This window comes from Bordetella genomosp. 10 (assembly GCF_002261225.1).
Lineage (GTDB): Bacteria > Pseudomonadota > Gammaproteobacteria > Burkholderiales > Burkholderiaceae_B > Bordetella_C.
On the sequence record NZ_NEVM01000005.1, the window covers coordinates 2,337,013 to 2,357,672 of the forward strand.

Below are 20,660 nucleotides of genomic sequence, written 5' to 3' on the forward strand. Positions count from 1 at the left end.
CGGGACACGATGGGTGGGCTTGGAAGTAGGTGGCTTGGAGGTGGGTGGGAAAAAGCGTGGAAAAACAGGACGGGCGCTCAGGATGCGGCGGCGTCGCCGCCATCGCGCGCGCCGCGCCACAGGCCCTCGCGCAGGCCGTCGACCCGGTGCCGGTGCTGCTTCAGCCAGCCGGGCACGGCGCTGCCGGCCATGGGACGGGCGATGAAATATCCCTGCCCCACCATGCAGCCCAGTTCGCGCAGCAACTGCCAGTCCTCTTCGTTCTCGATGCCCTCGGCGGTCGACACCAGTCCCATCTGCTGCGCCATGTCGATGGCCGCCTTGAGGATCACGCGCAGATTCTTGCGCTTGATGGCGCCGTGCACGAAGCTGCGGTCTATCTTCAATTCGGTGAAGGGAATGCGCGCCAGTTGCTGCATGGACGAGAAGCCGGTGCCGTAGTCGTCGATGGACAAGCCGAAGCCGCGCAAGCGCAGCCGCGCCAGCAGCCCCCGCGCGTGGCCGCCCGGATCGACCAGCGAGCTTTCGGTGATTTCGAAACTCACCTGTTCCGTCGGCACGTGAAAGCGGTGCACCACGGCCATGATGTCGCGCGCCAGCCCCGGCCAATCCAGCAGCAGCGGCGAGAGATTGATCGACAGCGTCAGGCGCAGGCCGCGGCTGTTCCAACTGGCGGCCTGGGTCAGGGCCTGCTCCATCACCGTGAAGGTCAGCGGCTGGATCAGGCCATACTGCTCCGCCAAGGGAATGAAGCGCGCCGGCGACACCTCGCCCAACTGGGGATGGCGCCAGCGGGCCAGCGCCTCCACGCCGCGCACCAGGCCGGTATTCATGTCGACCTTGGGCTGGTACTCCACGTGGATCTGGCCCTGGGCCAGGGCCGCCTCCAGCATCTCGGGCGGAATCGGCGCCGCCTCGCCGGCCAGGACGCCGCGGCGCGGACGCGCCAGTACGCCGTGCGCGTCCAGCGCATGGCTCAGGGCTTCCCGCGTGACGGGCTTCTCCAGGCCGGCCAGCACGTTGAAGCCCATGTCCAGGGCGATGGCGACCACGGAATCGATCATCGCGCTTTCGCGGCCGGAGGCGATGACCAGGTCGGCCTGGACGTTGCGGATGCGCAGTTGCTCGATCAGTTCGACGCCGTCCATGCCGCGCATTTCGATGTCGACCACGATGACCTGGGGCAAGGGCCGCGCGGCGTCGAGCACGGCCAGCGCTTCCTCGCCGTCGCGGGCCTCGTGGACGGAGGCGATGCCCAGCTCGCGGCACAGCGCCACCGTATGGCGGCGCTGGGACGGACTGTCCTCGACCACGAGGATGGAGCGCAGCGTAGGCAACATGCTCTCGGCCCGATCAACCCGCCGTCGTCGACGGATCGCGCGGCAGCAGGGACTGGGCCTGGTGCGCGCCGCCCGGCAGGGCGGCGGCCTCGGCCAGCGTCGCGGCGTCGGGCAAGGCCTCCAGGGCCAATATCCGCCCCACCGCCAGCAGGATGACGAAGCGGCCGCGCACCTTGCCCACGCCGGCGATGAAATCGCTGCGCACGCCGGCGCCGAACAGGGGCGGCGGCTCGATGTCGGCGGCGGCGATATCCAGCACCTCGCTGACCGTGTCCACCACGACGCCCGCCACCTGGCGGCCGCCCTCGGGCTCGTCGACCTCGACGATGACGATGCACGTGCGCTTGGTCACGGGCGCCGCCGCGCGGCCGAAGCGCGCCTGCAGGTCGATGACCGGCACCACGGCGCCGCGCAGGTTGATCACGCCGCGGATGGAGGGCGGCATCATCGGCACCACGGTCAGGTCGTGGTACTCGATGATTTCCTTGATCGACAGGATGCCGATGGCGAACATTTCGCCGCCCAGCATGAAGGTCAGGTATTGCGATGACTCCGCCGGTGACGCCGGCGTGCCCGCCAGGGACAGCTCATTCATGACAGCCCTCCGCGATCAATAGCGGCCGAACTGCGACTCGTCCGGCACGTCGACGCCGGCAAACGCCAGCGTGGCGCCGGCATCGGCCTCCAGCGCGTCGCGCGCCGGCTTCGGCGCCGCGCCGCGCTTGACCGCCGTCGCCGCCTTGTGGCGCGCCTGGGGCGCGCCGGCGGCCCGACCGCTGAGCTTGAAGAAGGCCATGGCCTGCTGCAGTTGTTCGGCCTGCGAGCTCATTTCCTCGGCGGTCGCCGCCAGTTCCTCGGAACTGGAGGCGTTCTGCTGCGTGGTCTGGCTCAATTGGCCGACCGCCGCGTTGATCTGGCTCACGCCGGAGGACTGTTCCTCGGACGCCGCCGTGATCTCCTGCACCAGGTCGGAGGTCTTGCGGATGTTCGGCACCATCTGCTCCAGCAGGCGGCCGGCGCGCTCGGCCAGGTCCACGCTGGAACCGGCGACGTCGCCGATCTCCTGCGCCGCCACCTGGCTGCGCTCGGCCAGCTTGCGCACTTCGGCGGCCACGACGGCGAAGCCCTTGCCGTGCTCGCCGGCGCGCGCCGCCTCGATGGCCGCGTTCAGGGCCAGCAGATTGGTCTGGTAGGCGATGTCGTCGATGATGCCGATCTTCTGGGCGATCTGCTTCATGGCCGTCACGGTGGAAGCCACGGCCTCGCCGCCCTCGGCCGCCTCGGCCGCGGCCTTGGTGGCCATGCCGTCGGTGACCTTGGCGTTCTCGGTGTTCTGGGCGATGGAGGCGGTCATCTGCTCGATGGAGGCGCTGGTCTCCTCCACGCCGGCCGCCTGCTCGCTGGAGGCCTGGCTGAGCGATTGCGCGGTGGCGCTGACTTCCTCGGAGGCGCCGGCCAGCGCCTCGGCGCTGCTGTTGACCTCGGTCACCACCTGCGACAGGCGGCCGACCATGTTCTTGACCGCCCACATCATGCTGGAGGAATCGTTCTTGCGGGTGCGCACGTCCACCGACAGGTCGCCCTCGGCCACCTGCTTGAGGATGCCGGCCGCGTAGCCCGGCTCGCCGCCCAGCAGCTTGATCAGGCCGCGCGTGATGAACAGGGCGATCAGGATGGCCAGGACGACCGCCGCGACGGCCATGCTCAGGACCAGCATGCGGGTCTCGGCGTACATCGCGTCGCCTTCGGCATTGGTCTGGTCCATCAACTGGACCTGGCGGGCGAGCAAGGCGCGCAGTGCGTTCTCGGACGCCGTGTTGGCGGCCAGCACGTTGCTCTTCAGGAACGCCGCGGCGGCTTCCTTGTCCTGCGCGTACAGCGCCATGAAACGCTCCACGTTCTGGTCCACGCCGCGGCGCATGTCCTGGGCGTTCTTCACCAGCTTGGCCGCGTCCTCGTCGACGATGGCCTTCTGCAGCTTTTCCATGTTGGCCTGGCTGACGCTCATGTTTTCGGCCAGGCGCTTCTTCTGGGCCTCCAGCTCCGCGGCGTCGGTCGCCAGCAGCATGCCGCGCAGCACGCGGCCGTCGTCGATGGTGCGCTGCACGTTCTCGTTGAGCATGGCGATCTTGGGATAACGGTCCAGCGTCACGATGGCCAGGCCGTCCTTGATCTTCTCCAGCCGATGCAGGCTGAGGATCGAAATGGCCACGAGCAGGATGATCACCACCCCGAATCCCAACGCCAACCGCGTGGCGACTTTCATATTCCCGAACATTGCCGTACTCCTAGATCTGAATTATTCGCCAACGGCCGGCCCGCGCCGGTCGCTGGCGTCATGCGGTTAACCGGGCGACCCCGGCGGGTGTGGGATGCCTTGCCTGTTCCATCAGGGCCGGCACGTCCAGGATCAGCGCGACTTCGCCGCTGCCCAGGATGCTCGACCCGCTGATACCGCGCGCGCCGGCGAAGATGCGCGCCAGCGGCTTGATGACGGCCTGCGTTTCGCCCAGCAGGGTGTCGACCACCAGGCCGCAACGCTGGGCGCCGTGGCGCACGACCACGATGTTCTCGCGCGCGCCGGCCTGTCCGGGCAGCGCGAACATCTCGCGCAGGCGGATGAAGGGCAGCACCTGCCCGCGCAGGTCCGTATAGCTGTTGCCCTCGACCGCGCTGTACGCCACGCACTCGTCCACCATGTCCAGCGGCAGGACGAAGCGCGAACGCCCGACGCCCACCTGGAAGCCGTCGATGATGGCCAGCGTCAACGGCAGGCGCACGGTGACCAGCGTGCCGGCGCCCGGCCGGCTGGTGACGTCGACGCTGCCGCGCAGCGCCTCGATATTGCGCTTGACCACGTCCATGCCGACGCCCCGTCCCGACAGGTCGGTCACGGCGGCGGCGGTCGAGAAGCCGGGCTCGAAGATCAGGTGGAACACTTCGCTGTCGGACAGGACCTGGCCGGGCTCGACGATGCCGCGCTCCACCGCCTTGGCGAAGATGCGCTCGCGGTCCAGGCCGCCGCCGTCGTCGCGCACCTCGATGACGATATGGCCCGACTCGTGGCGCGCGTCCAGCGTGATCGTGCCGTGCGCGGGCTTGCCGGCCGCCACCCGGACGTCGGCCGGCTCGATGCCGTGGTCCATGGCGTTGCGCACCAGGTGCGTGAGCGGATCGCCGATCTTCTCCACCACCGTCTTGTCCAGCTCGGTGTCCTCGCCGCTGATCGCCAGCTCGATGCGCTTGCCCAGCGTGCGGGCCACGTCGTGTACGACGCGGCGGAAACGGTTGAAGGTGGCGCCGATGCGGACCATTCGCAGTTGCAGCGTGCTGTCGCGCACCGCCTCGACCAGGTCCGCCACCTGCGACGCGTACTCCTGCGCCTCGGCATTGCCCGTGCGCGCCGCCGCCAGGCTGGCGCCGGCCGAGGCCGTGATCAGCTCGCCCACCAGGTTGATCAGGTGATCGAGCTTGTCCGCGTCGACGCGCACCGAACGGCTGTCGCCGCCCACCTTCTTTTCCTTGGCCTGCCGCTGCCGGTCCAGCGCGGCCGCCACGACCGGCGGCGCCACCGCCTGCTGCTGCACCAGGATCCGGCCCAGGGGCTCGGCGTTATTGTCCTGGCGCTGCAGGCGCAGCGCCTCGTCCAGCTCGCGCTGCGTCAGGGTGCCGCAGTGCATCAGCATCTCGCCCAGCATGGCCGGCTCCTCGCCCAGCGCCTGGAGCATCTCCACGTAGGCGGAAATGCGGCTGTTGGGAGGAATGATGCGGATGCTGCAATCGTCGATGACGAATTCGAAGGTGCCTTCGATGGTGGCCTTGTCGGCCGGGCTGTCCAGGCCGATCTCGAAGCCCAGGTAGCAGGCCTCCGGGTCCATGTCGTCCAGGGCGGGCAGGCGCCCCGTCTGGCAGGCCACGCCGGTGATGCGGCCGAGCCGCTGCAGGTAGCGGAGGAAGGACAAGGGATCCATGCCGTTGCGCAGCACGCCCTCGTGGAAACGCAGGGAGATGTGCCAGTGGTCGGCATGGGGACCGACCGCGCCGGCATCGTCGGCATCGCCCGCGGCGCTGGACGCAGCCAGCGCGTCGACCGTCGCCACGGCGAAACCGCCGGCCGCGCCCGAAGCGGCGGCGCCGTTCATGCCGTTCGCACCATTCGCACCATTCCCGCCGCGCAGATAAGCCACCAGCCGCTCGCCCAGCATCGCGCCCTCGGCCCGCAACTCGGCTTCGTCCTCGTCCTGCCGCCGGTCGCCGGCGACGCCGTCGACGAGGCGGCCGATGTAGTCGTTGCATCCCAGCATCAGCGCCACCATGTCGGCGTCGATGGCCAGGGCGCCTTCGCGCACCCGGTCCAGCACGCTCTCGACGTCGTGCGTGAACTCCACGATGGCGTCGATGCCGAACAGCCCGGCCGATCCCTTGATGGTGTGGGCGGCGCGGAAAATCGCGTTGATCGCGGGGCCGCGGTCGGCCTCATCCTGCACCGTCAGCAGGGCTTCCTCCATTTCCGCCAGCAGCTCGCGGCTTTCGGTGATGAAGGTTTGCAGGGCCTGATCCAGATCCATGTCTCACTCCGTGGGCTGTGCCGCCGCGGCCAGCCCGCTATCGGTGTCGTGGTCGCAGGCCACCGCCTGCGTCAGCACGCCGTCCAGGCCGAGCAGGGCGACGACCTCGCGCAGCGGCGCGGCCAATCCGCCCAACCGCAATTCACGCTGCCGCGCGTGGGCCAGGGCGCGCGCCGCCAGCAGCAACTGCACGCCGGCGGTGTCGAGCTCGGTGACGCCGCCCAGGTCGACGCACAGCGGCGCCGGCGCCGCGTCGGGCGCCAGGGCCTGCGACAGGCGCTGGCGCACTTCCTGCGCCGTATAGATGGTGAGCTCGCCGTCCAGGCGCAGCGTTTGCGCGTCCATTACGGCAGCACCAGTTTTTCCACGGCGCCCAGCAACTGGGCCGGCTGGAAGGGCTTGACCACCCAGGCCTTGGCGCCGGCCTGCTGGCCTTCGCGCTTCTTCTCTTCCTGGCTTTCGGTGGTGAGCATGATGACCGGCGTAAAACGATAGGCCGGCAACTGCTTCACGCTCTTGAGAAACGTGATGCCGTCCATGTTCGGCATGTTGACGTCGCTGATGATCAGGTGGACCTTCTGGCCGGTGAGCTTGGCCAGCGCGTCCTGGCCGTCGCGGCCCTCGATGACGTCATAGCCGGCGCCGCGCAAGGCGATGCCCACCACCTGGCGCACCGAGGCCGAGTCGTCGACGATAAGTATGGTCTTGGGCATGCTGCGTCCTCAGAAGAAAGTGATGTCGTCGCCCGCGGGCGCAGGCTGGGCGGCGGCGCCGCGGTGCAATTCGCGTTCGCCCGCCATGGCGTAGGTCTTTTCCAGTTCCTGGAGCAGGCCGTCGGCGGCCAGCGGCACCAGTTCGCCGGCGTCCTCGCATTCGCGGCGGTGGTCCCGCAAGACGCCCGGCAGGCGTTCGATATTGGTCACGACGTGCGCCATGACCTGGCTGACCCGGTCCTGGAACTGCAGTTGCACCAGCGCTTCGTTGACCTCGGTCTGGATGCCCTGGCTCTCTTCGCGCAACCGGTCGGCGGTGTCCGTCAGGCCGTCGGCGAAGGCCTGGAAGCCTTCGAGCACTTGCTGGATGGCGGTTTCGGAAGCGGCGATCGCTTCCTGCTCGCGGCGGGTGGTCTGCTCGGCGGCGGTGCAGGTCTGCAGGATGGCCGCGCCGATCAATTCGATTTTTTCCGCGATGCGGGCGCCGGTCTCGCCGGACTGCTTGGACAGCGCCCGGACTTCCTGCGCGACCGTGGCGAAGCCGCGGCCCAGGCTGCCCGCATGGGCCGCCTCGATGGTGGCGTTGATGGCCAGCAGATTGGTCTGCTGGGTGACCATGGCGATGGCCTGGACCATGCCCTGGAGTTCGTCGACGAAGCCTTGCAGGCCATGGACCTTGGCCAGCATGTCGGCCTTGGTCTGCATGCCGTCGCGCAGCAGTTGCAGCACGCCGTCCAGTTGTTGCCGGCTGCGCGCGGAGACGGCGGCGGCCGAGCGGTCGCCGCTGCCGCCGTTGTCCATGGAGAGCCTTAGCGTCTGGTCCAGGCGCACGGATATCTCACCGAACCGCATGCTCAGCGCCGTGACCGCGTCTTCCATCTGGCCGCGGGACGATTCGATCTGGCGCGCCCACACGGGCGCCACGTCCGCGCCGAAGCTTTCCAGGCTGGCCAGGTGGCGCTGCACGGCGCCGTCATCGGCGTCCTCGACGCGGCCGCGCCAGGCCGCCGCGATGCCCAGGGCGGCCAGCACGGCTCCGACGGCGCAACCCCAGGTGGACCAGGCGGAAAAGGCCGCGGTGGCCACGCCTCCCGCCAGACCCAGGAACGTCGCGATCCCGCGTTTCCAAAAATGCCGTACCCAATTCATCGATCAGCCCTTGAACCTTTGCCGGCTTCCCCCGCTGCGACGGCGGATCCTCGACAGGTCTATCCATCAACGCTCCGACACACGCCGGCGCGGAAACCGCCGGCCGGCCCAGTGGAGCGTTGTCGCCTGGGCCGTCCCGCAGGAAAAAAACCTTGCGGACAACCTGGACAACGGCAGTCAGGCATCCCATCAATATGGTCAGATCGGCCAATCATGGGCACTTTGGCGGCCAACCGTGTTAGTTTTACATTAAGGGACACATTTACTGACATATAAAACGTCGGTTCTGGCTATTTTTCGTTCTTGTTTGTTACGCGCTGCTTATTCCACGCTGTTTTTCGATGCCCTTCCCCATACGCCGCGCGCTGCTGTCCCCCGGCCTTCCCGGCACGGAATCCGCCGAAATCCCGCCAGTGACCTTGCGCCAACTGGCGGCCGAGGCCCTGCGCGGCGGGCACGATCCGGCGCTGCTGTGCGAGGGCGCCGGTTTCCAGCCGGAAGACCTGTTCGACCCCGACTACCGCGTCTCGGACCATCAATACGCCCATGTCGTGCGGCGCGGGCTGCGCCTGCTGGGCCGTCCGGCGCTGGGCCGTCCGGCGCTGGGCCTGGAACTGGGAGCCGCGGTCAACCCGGTGTCCTGGGGGCTGGTCGCCCTGGGTTTCATGAGTTGCGGCCATTCGCGCGAGCTGCTGGATTTCGCCGTCGAACACCAGCACGACCACGGCCGCCTGCTGTTCATGCACGGCGAGGAACTGCCGCAGGCCTGGTGCCTGGGGGCGCACGCCCATTTCGGCGACCGCGAAATCGGCGGCTTCGTGGTCGATCATTTCTTCGCCGCCTTCGTGCAGGTCTGCCGCCAGGTGGTGGGCGACCTCTTCAATCCGCGCATGGTCGAACTGGCCAGCGAGCGGCCGCCTTACGGCGCCGCCTACGAGAACGTGTTCCGCTGCCCGGTGCGCTTCGGGGCGGCGCAGAACCGCCTGCACTTCCCGCGCGAGCCCTATGCCGTGCGCAGCGCGGACCCGGTGGTGCTGGCGCAGGTGCGGCGCGACCTGGCGGCGCGGGAGAGCCGGGAAGGCCGGCGGCCCGTGCCTTCGGCGCTGCATGCCATGGTGGCGCAGGCCATCCGCCGCGACCTGGCCTATCCCCTGTCGCTGGGCGCCATCGCGGCCAGCCTGCACACCAGCGAACGCACCTTGCGTCGGCGGCTGGAGGAACAGGGCCTGACCTATGCCAGGCTGCTGGAAGAAGAAAGACGCGCCCGGGCCTTGACGCTGCTGGCGCAATCGTCGCGCAGCGTGCAGCAGATCGCCGCGGAATGCGGCTACACCAATGCGCGCACCTTGCAGCGCGCGGTGCAGCGCTGGACCGGCCATTCGCCGACCGGCTTGCGGCGCCTGAGCCAGGCGCAGGGCTGGCAGCCCTAGGCTTCGCCCAGGATGCGCGCCGCCGCGCGCACGCCCCACCACGAGGCTTCCTCGAAGACCGAATACCCCGACAGGTCCGAGTGGGCGAACAGCACGCGGCCGTCGACTTCGCGCAGGGCGGCCAGCCCGGGATTGCTTAAATAACCCGGCGCCGGCGTCGCCATGGCGTGGCCGCGCACCGTGATGTCCAGGCGGGTGGCACGGCGCCAGAATTCATCGTCGTAGGCCGCCAGCAGATCGACGGCGGCCTGGTCGCGCAGCGCCCGCGCGTCGGCGGCGGCCAGCCAGCGGCGGGCCTGGTCGGGCGTGTCCGTGCTGACCGCCTGATAGGCGGTGAACACGGTGCGCGGCGGCGGCGCCACCCGTATCAACTGGTGGGTGGAGACCACGTAGCCCAGGCCGGGCCCGTCATAGACCACGTTGTCCCACGCCAGCGGCGCGCCCGCCAGTTCGCGCGGAAAGCCTTCCAGGGTGAAGTTCGACACCAGCCACGGCGCGTGCGGCGACTGGTGCACGGCATGGTCGTAGCCGTAGCCCGCCAGGCCCTGCACGACGTGGGCGGCGACGAACAGCGGCATCGCGCAGACCACGCGGCCGGCGCGCAGCGTGCGCGTCGCCGGCGGCCCATTGCCGAAGCCGTCGGCCACCAGGATCTCCACGCCCTCGCCCCGCTCCGCCACGCGCATGGCCGTGCCGGACAGCAGCCACTTCTCATGCCCCAGATGGCGCGTGATCGACGCGCGCAGGTAGGCCACCATGCGCGCCAGCCCCTCGGGCCAGGTCAGCACGGCGCCGTCCGGCGCATTGCTGGCATGGCCGTCGCGGGAACAGAAATAATGCAGCCCGGCCCAGGCCGACACGCGGTCATGCGGGGCGCCGTAGTCGTCGCGGCAGCAGTAGTTCAGGTACCAATGCAGCGCGGGCGAGACATAGCCGCGGTCCAGCAGCCATTGCTTGAAGGTCAGCCGGTCCAGCGCGCGCCATTCCGCGTCCTGGGAGGACATCGCGATGGGAATGCAGAAGAGCTTGCGGCCATCCTTGCCCACGGCGTCGCGCAGGCCGTCGACGTAGCGGAAGAAGGCATCGTGCTGGGCCTGTTCCTCCGGCGTGGCGCCCGGGGGCGCCAGCGCATCCTCCCAGCGTCCCTCGCGCAGCAGCCTTTCGTCCAGGCCGTGCACGACGACGGCCTCGTCCATATAGGGGCGATCGCTCTGCGCGCCGTCCAGGATGACGCCGAACTCGGCCAGCATCTCGCGCACGTGCGTGCTGGCGCGCGACGGCAGCGGCAGGTAATGCGCGCCGCGCGGATAGGCCAGGTCCCCCGCCCCGCCGCCCGAGGCGTTGCCGCCGAACTCCGGCCCCGCCAGCACGACGAAATCGCGATGGCCGCGCCGCGCCAGTTGCCAGGCGCAGGCCAGCCCCGCCACCCCGGCGCCCAGCACCGCCACCGCCGCGCGCTGTTCCCCGTTGGGGGCCGGCAGCGCGCCGCCGTCGCGCAGCCAGTGCCCTTCACGCATGCCGGGATAGTCGATCGCCGGCGTGGTCTCGCGGATGGCCAGGCGCGCGGCGGTCCCCAGGGCCGCGGCGCCCACCGCCGAACCGAGCAGGAAGGTGCGCCGCCGCATCAGCGTATGACCTTGCGCCAGTCTTCGTCGAAGTAGCGCACCAGCGATTGCTCGTTGAGCCGGTTCGGCGGCATGTCCAGCGCCGGCATGTCGACCGGGAAGTGGAACAGCTCCTTCATCGTGGGACCGTCCAGGTAGCGCGTGGGCACGGACACGCGTTCCGGCGGCGTGTAGTCGGCGCGCTTGCCGGTGAGGATGAAGCCCCAATCGCCGAAGGACGGCACGTAGCAGTGGTACGGCCAGGTGTGCAGGCCCGCTTCCTTCAGCGTCGCATTGATGCTCCAGAACGAATGCGGCGCGAAATACGGCGAAGTCGATTGCACGACCATGTAGCCGTTCTCCGACAGGTGGCGCGCCATCAGCCGGAAGATGGGCGTGGAATACAGCCGGCCCAGCCCGAAATTGGTGGGGTCGGGAAAATCCACCACGATGAAGTCGTAGACGTTGGCGTTCGATTCCAGCCATGCCCCGGCGTCGGCGTTGATCACCGTCACGCGCGGATTCTTCAGCGAGCCCTGGTTCAGCTCGACCAGCGGCTCGGAGGTCGAGAAAAGCCGGGTCATCGCCGGATCCAGGTCGACCAGCGTGACGTGCTCGATATTCCGGTGCTTGAGGATTTCGCGCAGCGCCAGCCCGTCGCCGCCGCCCAGCACCAGGACGTTGCGCGCCCAGGGCACGGCGTCCAGGCCGGGATGGATCAGCGCTTCATGATAGCGATGCTCGTCGCGCGAGGAGAATTGCAGGTTGCCGTTGATATGCAGGCGCAGGTCGTCATGCCAGCGCGTCACCACCAGGCGCTGGTAGGGCGTGGTTTCCGCGTGGATGACCTGGTCGCCGTACAGGCCGCGCTCGGCCCAGCCCGTCATCTGGCCCGACAGGCCGAAGCCGACCGCCAGCAGGCCGATCACCAGCGTGGCGCGCCAGACCTTGTCGGCGGCCTTGGCCATGTGCTCGCGAAACAGCCATGCCGTCCACAGGGAGACGCTGGCGTTGAGGATGCCGAACAGGAAACCCGTGCGCAGCAGGCCCAGATAGGGCGCGAGCAGCAGCGGGAACACCAGCGACACGGCCAGCGCGCCGAGGTAGTCGAAGGCCAGCACCTTGCTGACCAGTTCCCGGAACTCGGTGCGCTGCTGGTTGAAGATGCGCATCACCAGCGGGATTTCCATGCCCACCAGCAGGCCGATCAGGAACACGCACACATAGAGCGCCGCGCGAAACGGCGCCGCGACCCAGGCGAAGACGAGGAACAGCACGGCGGCCGAGACGCCGCCCACCAGGCCCACCAGCAGCTCGACGTCGATGAAGCGGTCGAGCACCTTGTCGTCGGCCACGTAGCGCGAGAACCACGATCCCACGCCCATGGCGAATAGGTAACAACCGATGACGGTGGAAAACTGGAGAATCGAATCGCCCAGGAGATAACTGGCCAGGGCGCTGCTGATCAACTCGTAGCCCAGGCCACACGATGCAACAATCAATACAGAAAGTATCAGCGCGCGATCCCGCATGGTGCTTCCGAAAGGCGAAAAATGCTGGCAGTATATCGGACCATCCCCGCGAACCGTCCCTGTTTACAAACACTGGAACGCCTCCCATGCTTACGACGCCGGCTTACGCCTATCTCATCTACCTGGTGTCCGCCCTGGCGCTGCTCGGCCTGTTCGCCGTCATCTATTCCCACGTCACCACCTTCGACGAGATGGCGTTGATCCGCGCCGGCAAGGGCGCCGCCGCGCTGTCCTACTGCGGCTCGCTGGTCGGCTTCAGCCTCACCCTGTATTCCAGCATCGCCACCCATGCCAGCTACGGCATGTTCCTGGCGTGGGCCGCCGGCGCGATGGTGACCCAGATCGTCGCCTACGCCATCGCCGCGCGCGTCATACGCGGCATGAACCAGGCCATCCAGGAAAACAACGTCGCGATGGGCGGCCTGCTGGGCGGCATTTCATTGTCCGTCGGCATCATCAACGCCGCCTGCCTTACCTGACCCCTACGATTCGGGAGCCGCCATGAGCCTCGGTTCATTCATACGCAAGCAGTTCATCGACATCCTCCAGTGGAACGAGGATGCGGACGGCGTCCTCGCCTGGCGCTATCCCATGCAGGATTTCGAAATCCAGTACGGCGCCAGCCTGACCGTGCGCGAATCGCAGATGGCCGTCTTCATCAACGAAGGCAAGGTCGCCGACGTCTTCGGGCCGGGGATGTACAAGCTGACCACGCAGACGCTGCCGGTCCTGACCTACCTGAAGAACTGGGACAAGCTGTTCGAGTCGCCCTTCAAGTCGGACGTGGTGTTCTTCAGCACGCGCCTGCAACTGGGCCGCCGCTGGGGCACCGCGCAGCCGGTGACGATACGCGACAGCGAGTTCGGCATGGTGCGGGTGCGCGCCTTCGGCATCTACTCCTACCGCATCGCCGATCCCGGCCTGTTCTACCGCGAGATCAGCGGCACGCGCGACACCTACACGGTGGACGACCTCGAAGAACAGTTGCGCAACATGGTGGTCGCCACCATGAGCAGCACGCTGGGCAGTTCGTCGGTGCCTTTCATCGACATGGCCGCCAACCAGGGGCTGATGTCGCAGAGCATCGCCGCCGCGCTGGGGCCCGTGTTCGAGCGCTACGGCGTCAAGCTGGACAACTTCACGGTGGAGAACGTCTCGCTGCCGGAAGAATTGCAGAAGGCGCTGGACACCCGCATCGCCATCGGCATGAGCGGCGACCTGAACAAATACACGCAGTACCAGACCGCCAGTTCGATTCCCCTGGCCGCGCAGAACCAGGGCGGCATCGCCGGCGTGGGCGCCGGCCTGGCGGCGGGCGCCGCGCTGGGCCAGACCATGGCGGCCGGCCTGGGCGGGCTGGCGGGACAAGGGCAGCAGGCGCAGAACGCGGCGGCCGCGGGCGCCGGCGCGGCGGCGGGGGCGGGGGCGGCTTCTGGCGCCGCGGCCGGCGGCGGCGATCCCGCCCAACGCCTGCAGCAGCTCAAGGGCATGCTGGACCAGAACCTCATCACGCAGCAGGATTACGACGCCGCCAAGGCGGAAATCCTCAAGCGGCTCACGGGTGGCTGACGGCGGCCCATGCAACGCATCCTGTGTCCCCAGTGCGGCGCGCCCGTCGAATTCAAGTCGGCGGCCTCGGTCATGGCGGTGTGCGGCGCCTGCCGCAGCACGCTGCTGAAAGACGCGGATTCGGTCAGGCGCATCGGCGAAATGGCCGAGGTGCTGGAAGATTATTCGCCGATCCAGGTCACCAGCACCGGCAAGTACGAAGGCAAGCGCTTCGACGTCGTCGGGCGCCTGCAATTGCGCTACGACGCCGGCTTCTGGAATGAATGGTACGTGTGGTTCGAGGACGGCACGGACGGCTGGCTGTCCGACGCCTCCGGCCAGTACGCGGTCACGCGCACGCGCCCGCCCAAGGACACGGACCCGGTCTTGCCGGCCTTCGACGACCTCGCGCCCGGCAGCCCGCTGAACCTGGACGGCAAGGTCTACACCGCCTCCGACATCCGGCGCTGCCGCGCGGTGTCGGGCCAGGGCGAACTGCCCTTCGCCGTGGGCGAGGACGGCTGGGAAGCCGTGGTCGCGGACTTCCGCGCGGGCGACGCATTCCTCACGCTGGATTATTCGGATACGCCCCTGCCCCAGGTCTACCAGGGCAAGGCCTATTCCCTGGACGACATGCAGCGCGCGTCCCTGCGCGCGGAACACCTGGTCGAGGAAAGCGCCGGCAACTACGTCGGCAAGATCAAGGCGCTCGCGTGCCCCAACTGCGGCGCGCCCATCTCCTTCGCCGCGGCGGTCGCCACGCAGGTCATCTGCCCGAACTGCCGCGCGCAGGTCGACTGCTCAGGCGACACCGCCGAGGTGCTGGCCAAGCAGAAGAAGGTCGCCTCCGTCCGCACCACGCTGGCGCTGGGCGCGAAGGCCACCATCGACGGCGCGGCCTACACGCTGATCGGCCTGATGCAGTGCGAGGATCCCGATCCCGAGGAAACGTCGCGGTGGATCGAGTACCTGCTGTACAGCCCGAAGCAGGGCTTCCTGTGGCTGGTGGAAAGCGACGAGGGCTGGGACAAGGTGCGCGTTTGCGACCGCTGGCCGGAGGCCGCCTCGGACGCGAGCTATGCCTTCAACGGCAAGCGCTTCAAAAAACTGTACGACTACGATTCCAAGGTCAGGATGGCGCTGGGCGCCTTCAACTGGCGCGTGAAGGTGGGCGACGTCACGCACATCACGGACTACGGGCTGGGGCAGGCCAAGCTGACGCGCGAAACGACCGACGCCGAACTGGGCTGGTCCGCCTCCGAACGGGTCGGCACGGCGCAGGTCGGACGCTGGTTCAACCTTCCCCAACTGGCCGCCGTCAAGGAAGAAAGCAGCGAGAAGCCGAACAGCCTGGCCAGCATCGCCATATTCGCCAGCGTGGCCATGCTGTTCTTCAATGCCGACGAGCTGGAGGACGGCCATCTGCTGGCGCCCATCATCGGCGGCCTGTGCCTGTGGCTGCCGATCTGGATCCAAAACATGTTCCGGGATAAATGATCCATGTGGCGCGTGCTCTACATCATCTACGCCATCATCGTCGTCGGCGGCGTGACCATCTCGAACAGCAGCGTCGGCAAGTATTCGTCCAGCGGCACCAGCAGTTGGGGCGGCGGATCGTCCGGACGGTCCGGCTATTCGTCCAGCGGATCGCATAAATGAAGGCGTGCGCGCGACCGGCGCCGGAGATGGTGTCCGTGGATACGGGGGGTCCCGCGCCTGAATCGGCGACGATATCCGTCCCGCCAGCCGGGCTCGTGTCGCCGGCCGCATCCGTGCCGGCCGCCGCATCCGTGTCGCCGGCCGGACTTGTCCAGCCGACCGGCCACGTGCCGCCGCTGGGCCGCCATGTGCTGGCCGACCTGCACGGCGTCGCGCCGGCGCTGCTGCGCGATCCGCACGGCCTGGGCGAACTGCTCGCCGGGGCGGCCCGCGCGGCGGGCGCGCGGGTGCTGGGCACGCACTTCCATCATTTCGGCGGCGGCGCGGGCGTGACCGGCGTCGTCCTGCTCAGCGAATCCCACATCACCATCCACACCTGGCCCGAACACGGCTACGCCGCGCTGGATATCTTCATGTGCGGCCACGCCAATCCGGAACTGGCCCTGGAGCACGTCCGCCTGGCGCTGGCGCCCGCCCGCGCCGGCACCACCACCGTCCCCCGGGGCGCGGCCCGAGCGCCCGCCTGACGCCCGCGGCGGCGCATGGGCGGCCGTCGCCCGCGCCGTCCCGGCCGATGGCCCGATTGCCGGGCGCGCCTTCCGCGCAAACATCCTCCTTTTCCCGCATAACCGGCATGGCGCAGGCGTGGCGCCATGCCGCCGATGACGCCACGCCGGCGGGCGCCTGCTTCGACCATGCTAAGTCCTCCTCCCCCTCCACCGGGCAGCGGGCAAACGACCATTGACGCCCTCTTTTCCTGGTAGTAAAAACATTTTCACAAATGCGAAAGGAGACATGCATGTCCAAGACCCCCAGTTGGCTGGTCCGCGAGGCCGACGTTCCGGGCTACCACCCCGCCAATCATGTGGGCACCACCAACCGCCGCCTCATCGGCCCCGATACCGTGGGCTCCAAGGGGGTGGAAGTGCTGTTGGGCGTCATCGAGAAGAACCAGGGCGCGCTGCCGCACGCCCATCCCGGCATCGAGCAGGTCTGTTATCTGCTCTCCGGCACCGCCCGCGCCGAGATGAACGGCGAGGTGGCCGACATGGTGGCCGGCGATTGCTGTTATTTCCCGCCCGAGCTGCCGCACAAATTCACCGTCACCAGCGACGAGCCCGCCCGCCTGCTGGTGATCTACACGCCGCCCTACGAAGAACGGCCGGATCGCGTGATCCGCTGAGACCGCGGCGTCCCAAGGCAAGGGGCACGACAGCGCGCGCCGGAGCGCCCCCCTGCACGAAGGGCCTCCGAACGGCCGACCCTTCCACGATATCCGGCAATACCCGCAAACGACGAAGTCCACAAAAACATCCACGGAGACAAACATCATGCGTTTCATGCCCCGCGCCAGCGTCTGGCTGCGTCATAGCGTGGCCGGCCTGCTGGCCGGCGCCGCCCTCGCCAGCGCCCCCGCTTTCGCCAAGTACCCGGATCACCCCATCACCGTGGTCGTGCCCTTCCCCGCCGGTTCGGGCACCGACGCCGTGGGCCGCATCTTCGCCCAGCAGCTCGGCGAAATCCTCGGCGGCCAGGTCATCGTGGAAAACAAGCCGGGCGGCAACGCCACCATCGGCGCCAACTACGTGGCGCGCGCCAAGCCGGACGGCTACACGCTGTTCATCACCACCAACACCTCGCACTCGGCGGCGCCCTTCCTGAACAAGAACGTGCCCTACGATCCGGTGAAGGACTTCACGCCGATCGCGCGCGGCGGCAACCTGCCCTTCATCCTGGTGGTCAATCCCAAGCTGCCGGTCAAGTCGGTGCAGGAACTCGTGGCCTACGCCAAGCAGCATCCCGGCAAGATGACCTACGCCAGCGGCAACAGCACCGGCATCGTGGCCGGCGCCACCTTCGCCGACCGCGCCGGCATCAAGCTCCTGCACGTGCCCTACAAGGGCACGCCGCAGGCCATGACGGACGTGATGAGCGGCCAGGTCGACATGATGTTCACCGACGTGGCCTCCAGCCTGGCCTTCGTGCAGTCCGGCAAGCTGCGCGCGCTGGCCGTGTCCACGGCCGCGCGCAGCAACGTGGTGCCCGACATCCCCTCCATGGAGGACGCCGGCATCCAGAACTTCGACATCAACTCCTGGAACGGCCTGCTCGGCCCCGCCGGCATGCCCAAGGACGTCGTGGATCAGTTGAACGCGGCGATGAACAAGATCGTCAAGGATCCCGCCACCCGCAAACGCTTCGCCGACCTCGGCTTCGACGCCTTCAGCGGCACGCCCGAGGAATTCGCCGCCTTCGTGTCGCAGCAACGCGACCTGTGGGGCAAGATGATCAAGGACGCAGGAATCGCACCGGAATGACCTCAGCTTCACCCGCCGCGCCGCGCATGGCGCCACACGCATCCTCCCTTTCCGCCGCGGACGGCGGCACGGCGCCGGCATCGCGGGCCGGCGGCAAGGGGGCGGCCACCGGCCCCTTGCACGGCGTGCGCATCCTGGATCTCAGCGCCGTCGTCATGGGTCCCTACGCCACGCAGGTCCTGGCGGACCTGGGCGCCGACGTCATCAAGGTCGAATCGCCGGCGGGCGACAACATGCGCGCCGTGGGCCCCATGCGCAATCCCGGCATGGGGCACCTCTACCTGCACCTGAACCGCAACAAGCGCTCGGTGGTGCTGGACCTGAAGCAGCCGGCCGCGCGCGAAGCCTGCCTGAAACTGGCCGAAAACTGCGACGCTGTCCTGTACAACATCCGGCCCCAGGCCATGCAGCGCCTGGGCCTGGACTACGCCGCCTTCGCCGCGCGCAATCCGCGCATCGTGTACGCCGGCGCCTATGGCTTCAGCGAGGCCGGGCCCTATGCCGGCCGTCCCGCCTACGACGACCTGATCCAGGGCCAGACCGGCATCGCCGACCTGAGCCGCCGCCAGAGCGGCGGCGAACCGCGCTACGCGCCGCTCACCCTGGCCGACCGCGCCGTCGGCCTGCAGATGGCGATCGCCCTGCTGGCCGGCGTGCTGCACGCCCGCGCCCACGGCCACGGACAGAGCCTGGAAATTCCCATGTTCGAGGGCATGGCCCACATGACGCTGGGCGATCACCTGGGCGGCTGGACCTTCGATCCGCCCATGGGCGAGACGGGCTACGCGCGCCTGCTGGCGCCGCACCGCAAGCCCTATGCGACCAAGGACGGCCACATCTGCCTGCTGGTCTACAACGACAAGCACTGGCGCAATTTCTTCGACGCCGTGGGGCGGCCGGAGATGAAGCAGGACCCGCGCTTCGTCACGCACGGCGCCCGCGCCGCGCACATCAGCGAGGTCTATGCCTGGCTGGCCGGCGTCATCGAGCAGCGCGACACGGAGGAATGGCTGCGCCTGTTCGCCGAGGCGGACATCCCGGCGTCCCGGCTGTACACCATCGAGGACCTGATCGAGGACCCGCACCTGAAGGCGGTGGATTTCGTGCGCCGCGTCGACCATCCCACCGAAGGCCGGCTGCGCACCACGGCGCCCCTGGGCCGCTATGCGGGCACGCCGACGTCCTTGCGCCGCCATGCGCCGAGGCTGGGCGAACAAAGCCTGGAAATCCTGCGCGAAGCGGGATATTCGGACGCGGCGATCCAGGCCATGCTCGACACCCAGGCCACGCTGGACGGCAAGGCCGGCTGAACGGGCGCCGCGGCTACCCGTGCCGCTCCAGCGCCGCGCAGGCGGCGCGGATGATGCTGGCGTACGCGGCCTGGTTGGGCTCGATGCGGTACACCGGCGCGCCCACGGAAATCGCATAGCGTTCGCCGCCCAGGGTCAGCGGCCACGCCACCGCGCCCACCTCGTCTATCGATTCGCTCAGGTTGCGGAACCAGCCGCGCTCGCGCGACAGCGCCAGCTCGGCCTCGATGGCGTCGATATCGACCAGGGTGCGCTCGTTGAAGCGCTCCAGCGGCGCCTTCGCCAGCAAGGCCCGGCGCTCGTCGGCCGGCATCAGCGACAGCAAGGCCTTGCCCAGGGAATTCGCGTGCACCGGCCGGAATTCGCCCGCCGCGGCGACGTAGCGGATGGTATGCGGCGAGGCCAGCACCTCCAGGTAGACCACGCGGTGATCGGTCGACAGCTTGGCGAAGACCACGGTTTCCTGGGTGGCGTCGCGCAATTCGGCCAGGCTGGGGTAGACACGCTCCAGCACCGGGTCGGCCTTGGAAATCTGCTGCGCCTTGGCCAGCAGGCGGCTGGTCGGGTAATAGCCGTTGCGCCGCCCCACTTCGTAGAGATAGCCCAGCTCGTTGAGCGTGCGGATGAGGGCCAGGCAACTGGAGACCGGCACCTCCAGCAGGCGCGCCAGCTCGGACAGGGACAAGGGCCGCCTTTCGCGCGCGAAGACCTCGATGATTTCTATGACTCGTAAGGCGGTCTTGACGCTCATGCTCGGGCCCGGAAATAAGTCAGCAGATTGTAATGCGATCGGGGGCGGCGACGCATGGGAAGGCCGGCGGAGGGTCCGGAGGCGCGGGCGGCTGCCGCCTGAACGATCGAGGAATCGTGCTTATTCCGGATGGATGCCCTACCTCATCCGTATGCTTCCGCCGGGCGGCCGGGCGCTGCATGATGCGCACGCAAAAGAAGCAGGGAAGCGGGCAAGGAACGCATCTTGCGTAGGCGTCGCCGGCAAGCACCCTTTTCCCCATCCAAGGAGCGCATCATGATGGACAAGGCAACTCACGGCCTCGAGCAACGGCCCGCTCTCGACCACGCCCTTACCGCCCCCGGCGCGGCCATGATCGAGACCCATGCGCGGCTGGCGCGCGCGACCACAGTGCTGGTGCACCGCATCGGCGACGACGACAACGGCAACGACGCGCTGGGCGCCGCCTACGCGACGCCGCGCTCCCGCGCCGCCCATGCCCGGGCGAAATCCGCCGCTCAATCCGCGAGTAAGCCTTACCAAGGGACGATCACGCCGCCGCGCATCATCGACGTGCGCCCGCCCTACCGGCCGCCGGTCATGCTGCGCCAGGCCAGCCTGCGCGCCCGCGAAGCCCAGCCGCCCCTGCTGAACATGGGCACGGCCACGGGGTCCCAGCCCGATGAAAGGGAAAAGGACCCGGCGGGGTGGCGGGGGCGTTGAGGGCGTTGAGGGCGTTGAGGGCGCTGAGGGCCGGCG

20 protein-coding genes are annotated in these 20,660 nt (G+C 68.6%); 10 read left to right on the plus strand and 10 right to left on the minus strand.

The genetic code is table 11. From position 1 onward, the window contains the following. Positions 1-77: 77 nt before the first annotated feature. The 7 genes from CAL29_RS26595 to CAL29_RS26625 are packed head-to-tail and all read right to left on the minus strand — an operon-like array spanning position 78 to position 7,707. Positions 78-1,340, minus strand: coding sequence for an EAL domain-containing response regulator (locus tag CAL29_RS26595; RefSeq protein ID WP_094855903.1), 1,263 nt, complete (start codon positions 1,338-1,340; stop codon positions 78-80). Positions 1,341-1,353: 13 nt separating this feature from the next. Further along, complete coding sequence (locus tag CAL29_RS26600; RefSeq protein WP_094855904.1) at positions 1,354-1,935, minus strand: chemotaxis protein CheW; 582 nt, start codon at positions 1,933-1,935, stop codon at positions 1,354-1,356. A 15-nt stretch (positions 1,936-1,950) separates the two neighbouring features. Beyond that, positions 1,951-3,618: a methyl-accepting chemotaxis protein gene (locus CAL29_RS26605; RefSeq protein ID WP_094855905.1), complete on the minus strand. Its 1,668-nt coding sequence runs from the start codon at positions 3,616-3,618 to the stop codon at positions 1,951-1,953. A 58-nt stretch (positions 3,619-3,676) separates the two neighbouring features. Further along, positions 3,677-5,908, minus strand: a complete 2,232-nt coding sequence (locus CAL29_RS26610; RefSeq protein ID WP_094855906.1) for a chemotaxis protein CheA — start codon at positions 5,906-5,908, stop codon at positions 3,677-3,679. A 3-nt stretch (positions 5,909-5,911) separates the two neighbouring features. After that, positions 5,912-6,253 carry an STAS domain-containing protein gene (locus CAL29_RS26615; protein ID WP_094855907.1) on the minus strand — a complete coding sequence of 114 codons (342 nt, stop codon included), beginning with the start codon at positions 6,251-6,253 and terminating at the stop codon, positions 5,912-5,914. Then, positions 6,253-6,621, minus strand: a complete 369-nt coding sequence (locus CAL29_RS26620) for a response regulator (protein WP_094855908.1) — start codon at positions 6,619-6,621, stop codon at positions 6,253-6,255. The genes CAL29_RS26615 and CAL29_RS26620 overlap by 1 nt, the downstream gene beginning before the upstream one ends. Positions 6,622-6,630: 9 nt before the next feature. Further along, positions 6,631-7,707: a methyl-accepting chemotaxis protein gene (locus tag CAL29_RS26625; protein WP_143277749.1), complete on the minus strand. Its 1,077-nt coding sequence runs from the start codon at positions 7,705-7,707 to the stop codon at positions 6,631-6,633. A 404-nt stretch (positions 7,708-8,111) separates the two neighbouring features. Here CAL29_RS26625 and CAL29_RS26630 point away from each other — a divergent pair, with 404 nt between their 5' ends. Beyond that, positions 8,112-9,200 carry an AraC family transcriptional regulator gene (locus CAL29_RS26630; protein ID WP_094855910.1) on the plus strand — a complete coding sequence of 363 codons (1,089 nt, stop codon included), beginning with the start codon at positions 8,112-8,114 and terminating at the stop codon, positions 9,198-9,200. On the opposite strand, the gene CAL29_RS26635 is transcribed toward CAL29_RS26630, so the two are convergent. After that, entirely contained in the window at positions 9,197-10,825 is a 1,629-nt protein-coding gene (locus CAL29_RS26635; protein WP_094855911.1) for an FAD-dependent oxidoreductase, read from the minus strand. The two genes, CAL29_RS26630 and CAL29_RS26635, sit on opposite strands and share 4 nt — an antisense overlap. After that, complete coding sequence (locus CAL29_RS26640) at positions 10,825-12,336, minus strand: polyamine aminopropyltransferase (RefSeq protein ID WP_094855912.1); 1,512 nt, start codon at positions 12,334-12,336, stop codon at positions 10,825-10,827. Before CAL29_RS26640 ends, CAL29_RS26635 begins: the two co-directional genes overlap by 1 nt. Before the next feature lie 86 nt (positions 12,337-12,422). On the opposite strand from CAL29_RS26640, the gene CAL29_RS26645 reads away from it, so the two are divergent. From CAL29_RS26645 to CAL29_RS26675, 8 genes are all read left to right on the plus strand, one after another. After that, the gene (locus CAL29_RS26645) at positions 12,423-12,815 is read left to right on the plus strand and encodes a DUF350 domain-containing protein (RefSeq protein ID WP_094855913.1); all 393 of its coding nucleotides are present in this window, start codon (positions 12,423-12,425) and stop codon (positions 12,813-12,815) included. A 22-nt stretch (positions 12,816-12,837) separates the two neighbouring features. After that, complete coding sequence (locus CAL29_RS26650) at positions 12,838-13,905, plus strand: SPFH domain-containing protein (RefSeq protein ID WP_094855914.1); 1,068 nt, start codon at positions 12,838-12,840, stop codon at positions 13,903-13,905. Positions 13,906-13,914: 9 nt separating this feature from the next. Beyond that, complete coding sequence (locus CAL29_RS26655; RefSeq protein ID WP_094855915.1) at positions 13,915-15,381, plus strand: DUF4178 domain-containing protein; 1,467 nt, start codon at positions 13,915-13,917, stop codon at positions 15,379-15,381. Positions 15,382-15,384: 3 nt separating this feature from the next. Next, a complete protein-coding gene (locus tag CAL29_RS31750) occupies positions 15,385-15,543 on the plus strand; it encodes a hypothetical protein (RefSeq protein ID WP_179284199.1) in 159 nt (52 codons plus the stop codon). A 113-nt stretch (positions 15,544-15,656) separates the two neighbouring features. Next, on the plus strand, positions 15,657-16,070 hold the full coding sequence (speD, locus tag CAL29_RS26660) for an adenosylmethionine decarboxylase (protein WP_373559839.1): 414 nt from the start codon (positions 15,657-15,659) through the stop codon (positions 16,068-16,070). A gap of 272 nt (positions 16,071-16,342) precedes the next feature. Next, positions 16,343-16,726 (plus strand): cupin domain-containing protein, encoded by a 384-nt coding sequence (locus CAL29_RS26665; protein WP_094855916.1) that lies wholly within the window; start codon positions 16,343-16,345, stop codon positions 16,724-16,726. Positions 16,727-16,883: 157 nt separating this feature from the next. After that, positions 16,884-17,861, plus strand: coding sequence for a Bug family tripartite tricarboxylate transporter substrate binding protein (locus tag CAL29_RS26670; protein WP_094856935.1), 978 nt, complete (start codon positions 16,884-16,886; stop codon positions 17,859-17,861). Then, positions 17,858-19,171, plus strand: coding sequence for a CaiB/BaiF CoA transferase family protein (locus tag CAL29_RS26675; RefSeq protein WP_256977760.1), 1,314 nt, complete (start codon positions 17,858-17,860; stop codon positions 19,169-19,171). The genes CAL29_RS26670 and CAL29_RS26675 overlap by 4 nt, the downstream gene beginning before the upstream one ends. Before the next feature lie 13 nt (positions 19,172-19,184). Here the strand turns inward: CAL29_RS26675 and CAL29_RS26680 are convergent, their stop codons facing one another. After that, positions 19,185-19,922 carry an IclR family transcriptional regulator gene (locus CAL29_RS26680; RefSeq protein WP_094855918.1) on the minus strand — a complete coding sequence of 246 codons (738 nt, stop codon included), beginning with the start codon at positions 19,920-19,922 and terminating at the stop codon, positions 19,185-19,187. Between the two features lie 276 nt (positions 19,923-20,198). On the opposite strand from CAL29_RS26680, the gene CAL29_RS26685 reads away from it, so the two are divergent. Then, a complete protein-coding gene (locus tag CAL29_RS26685) occupies positions 20,199-20,624 on the plus strand; it encodes a hypothetical protein (RefSeq protein ID WP_143277750.1) in 426 nt (141 codons plus the stop codon). Positions 20,625-20,660 lie beyond the last annotated feature (36 nt).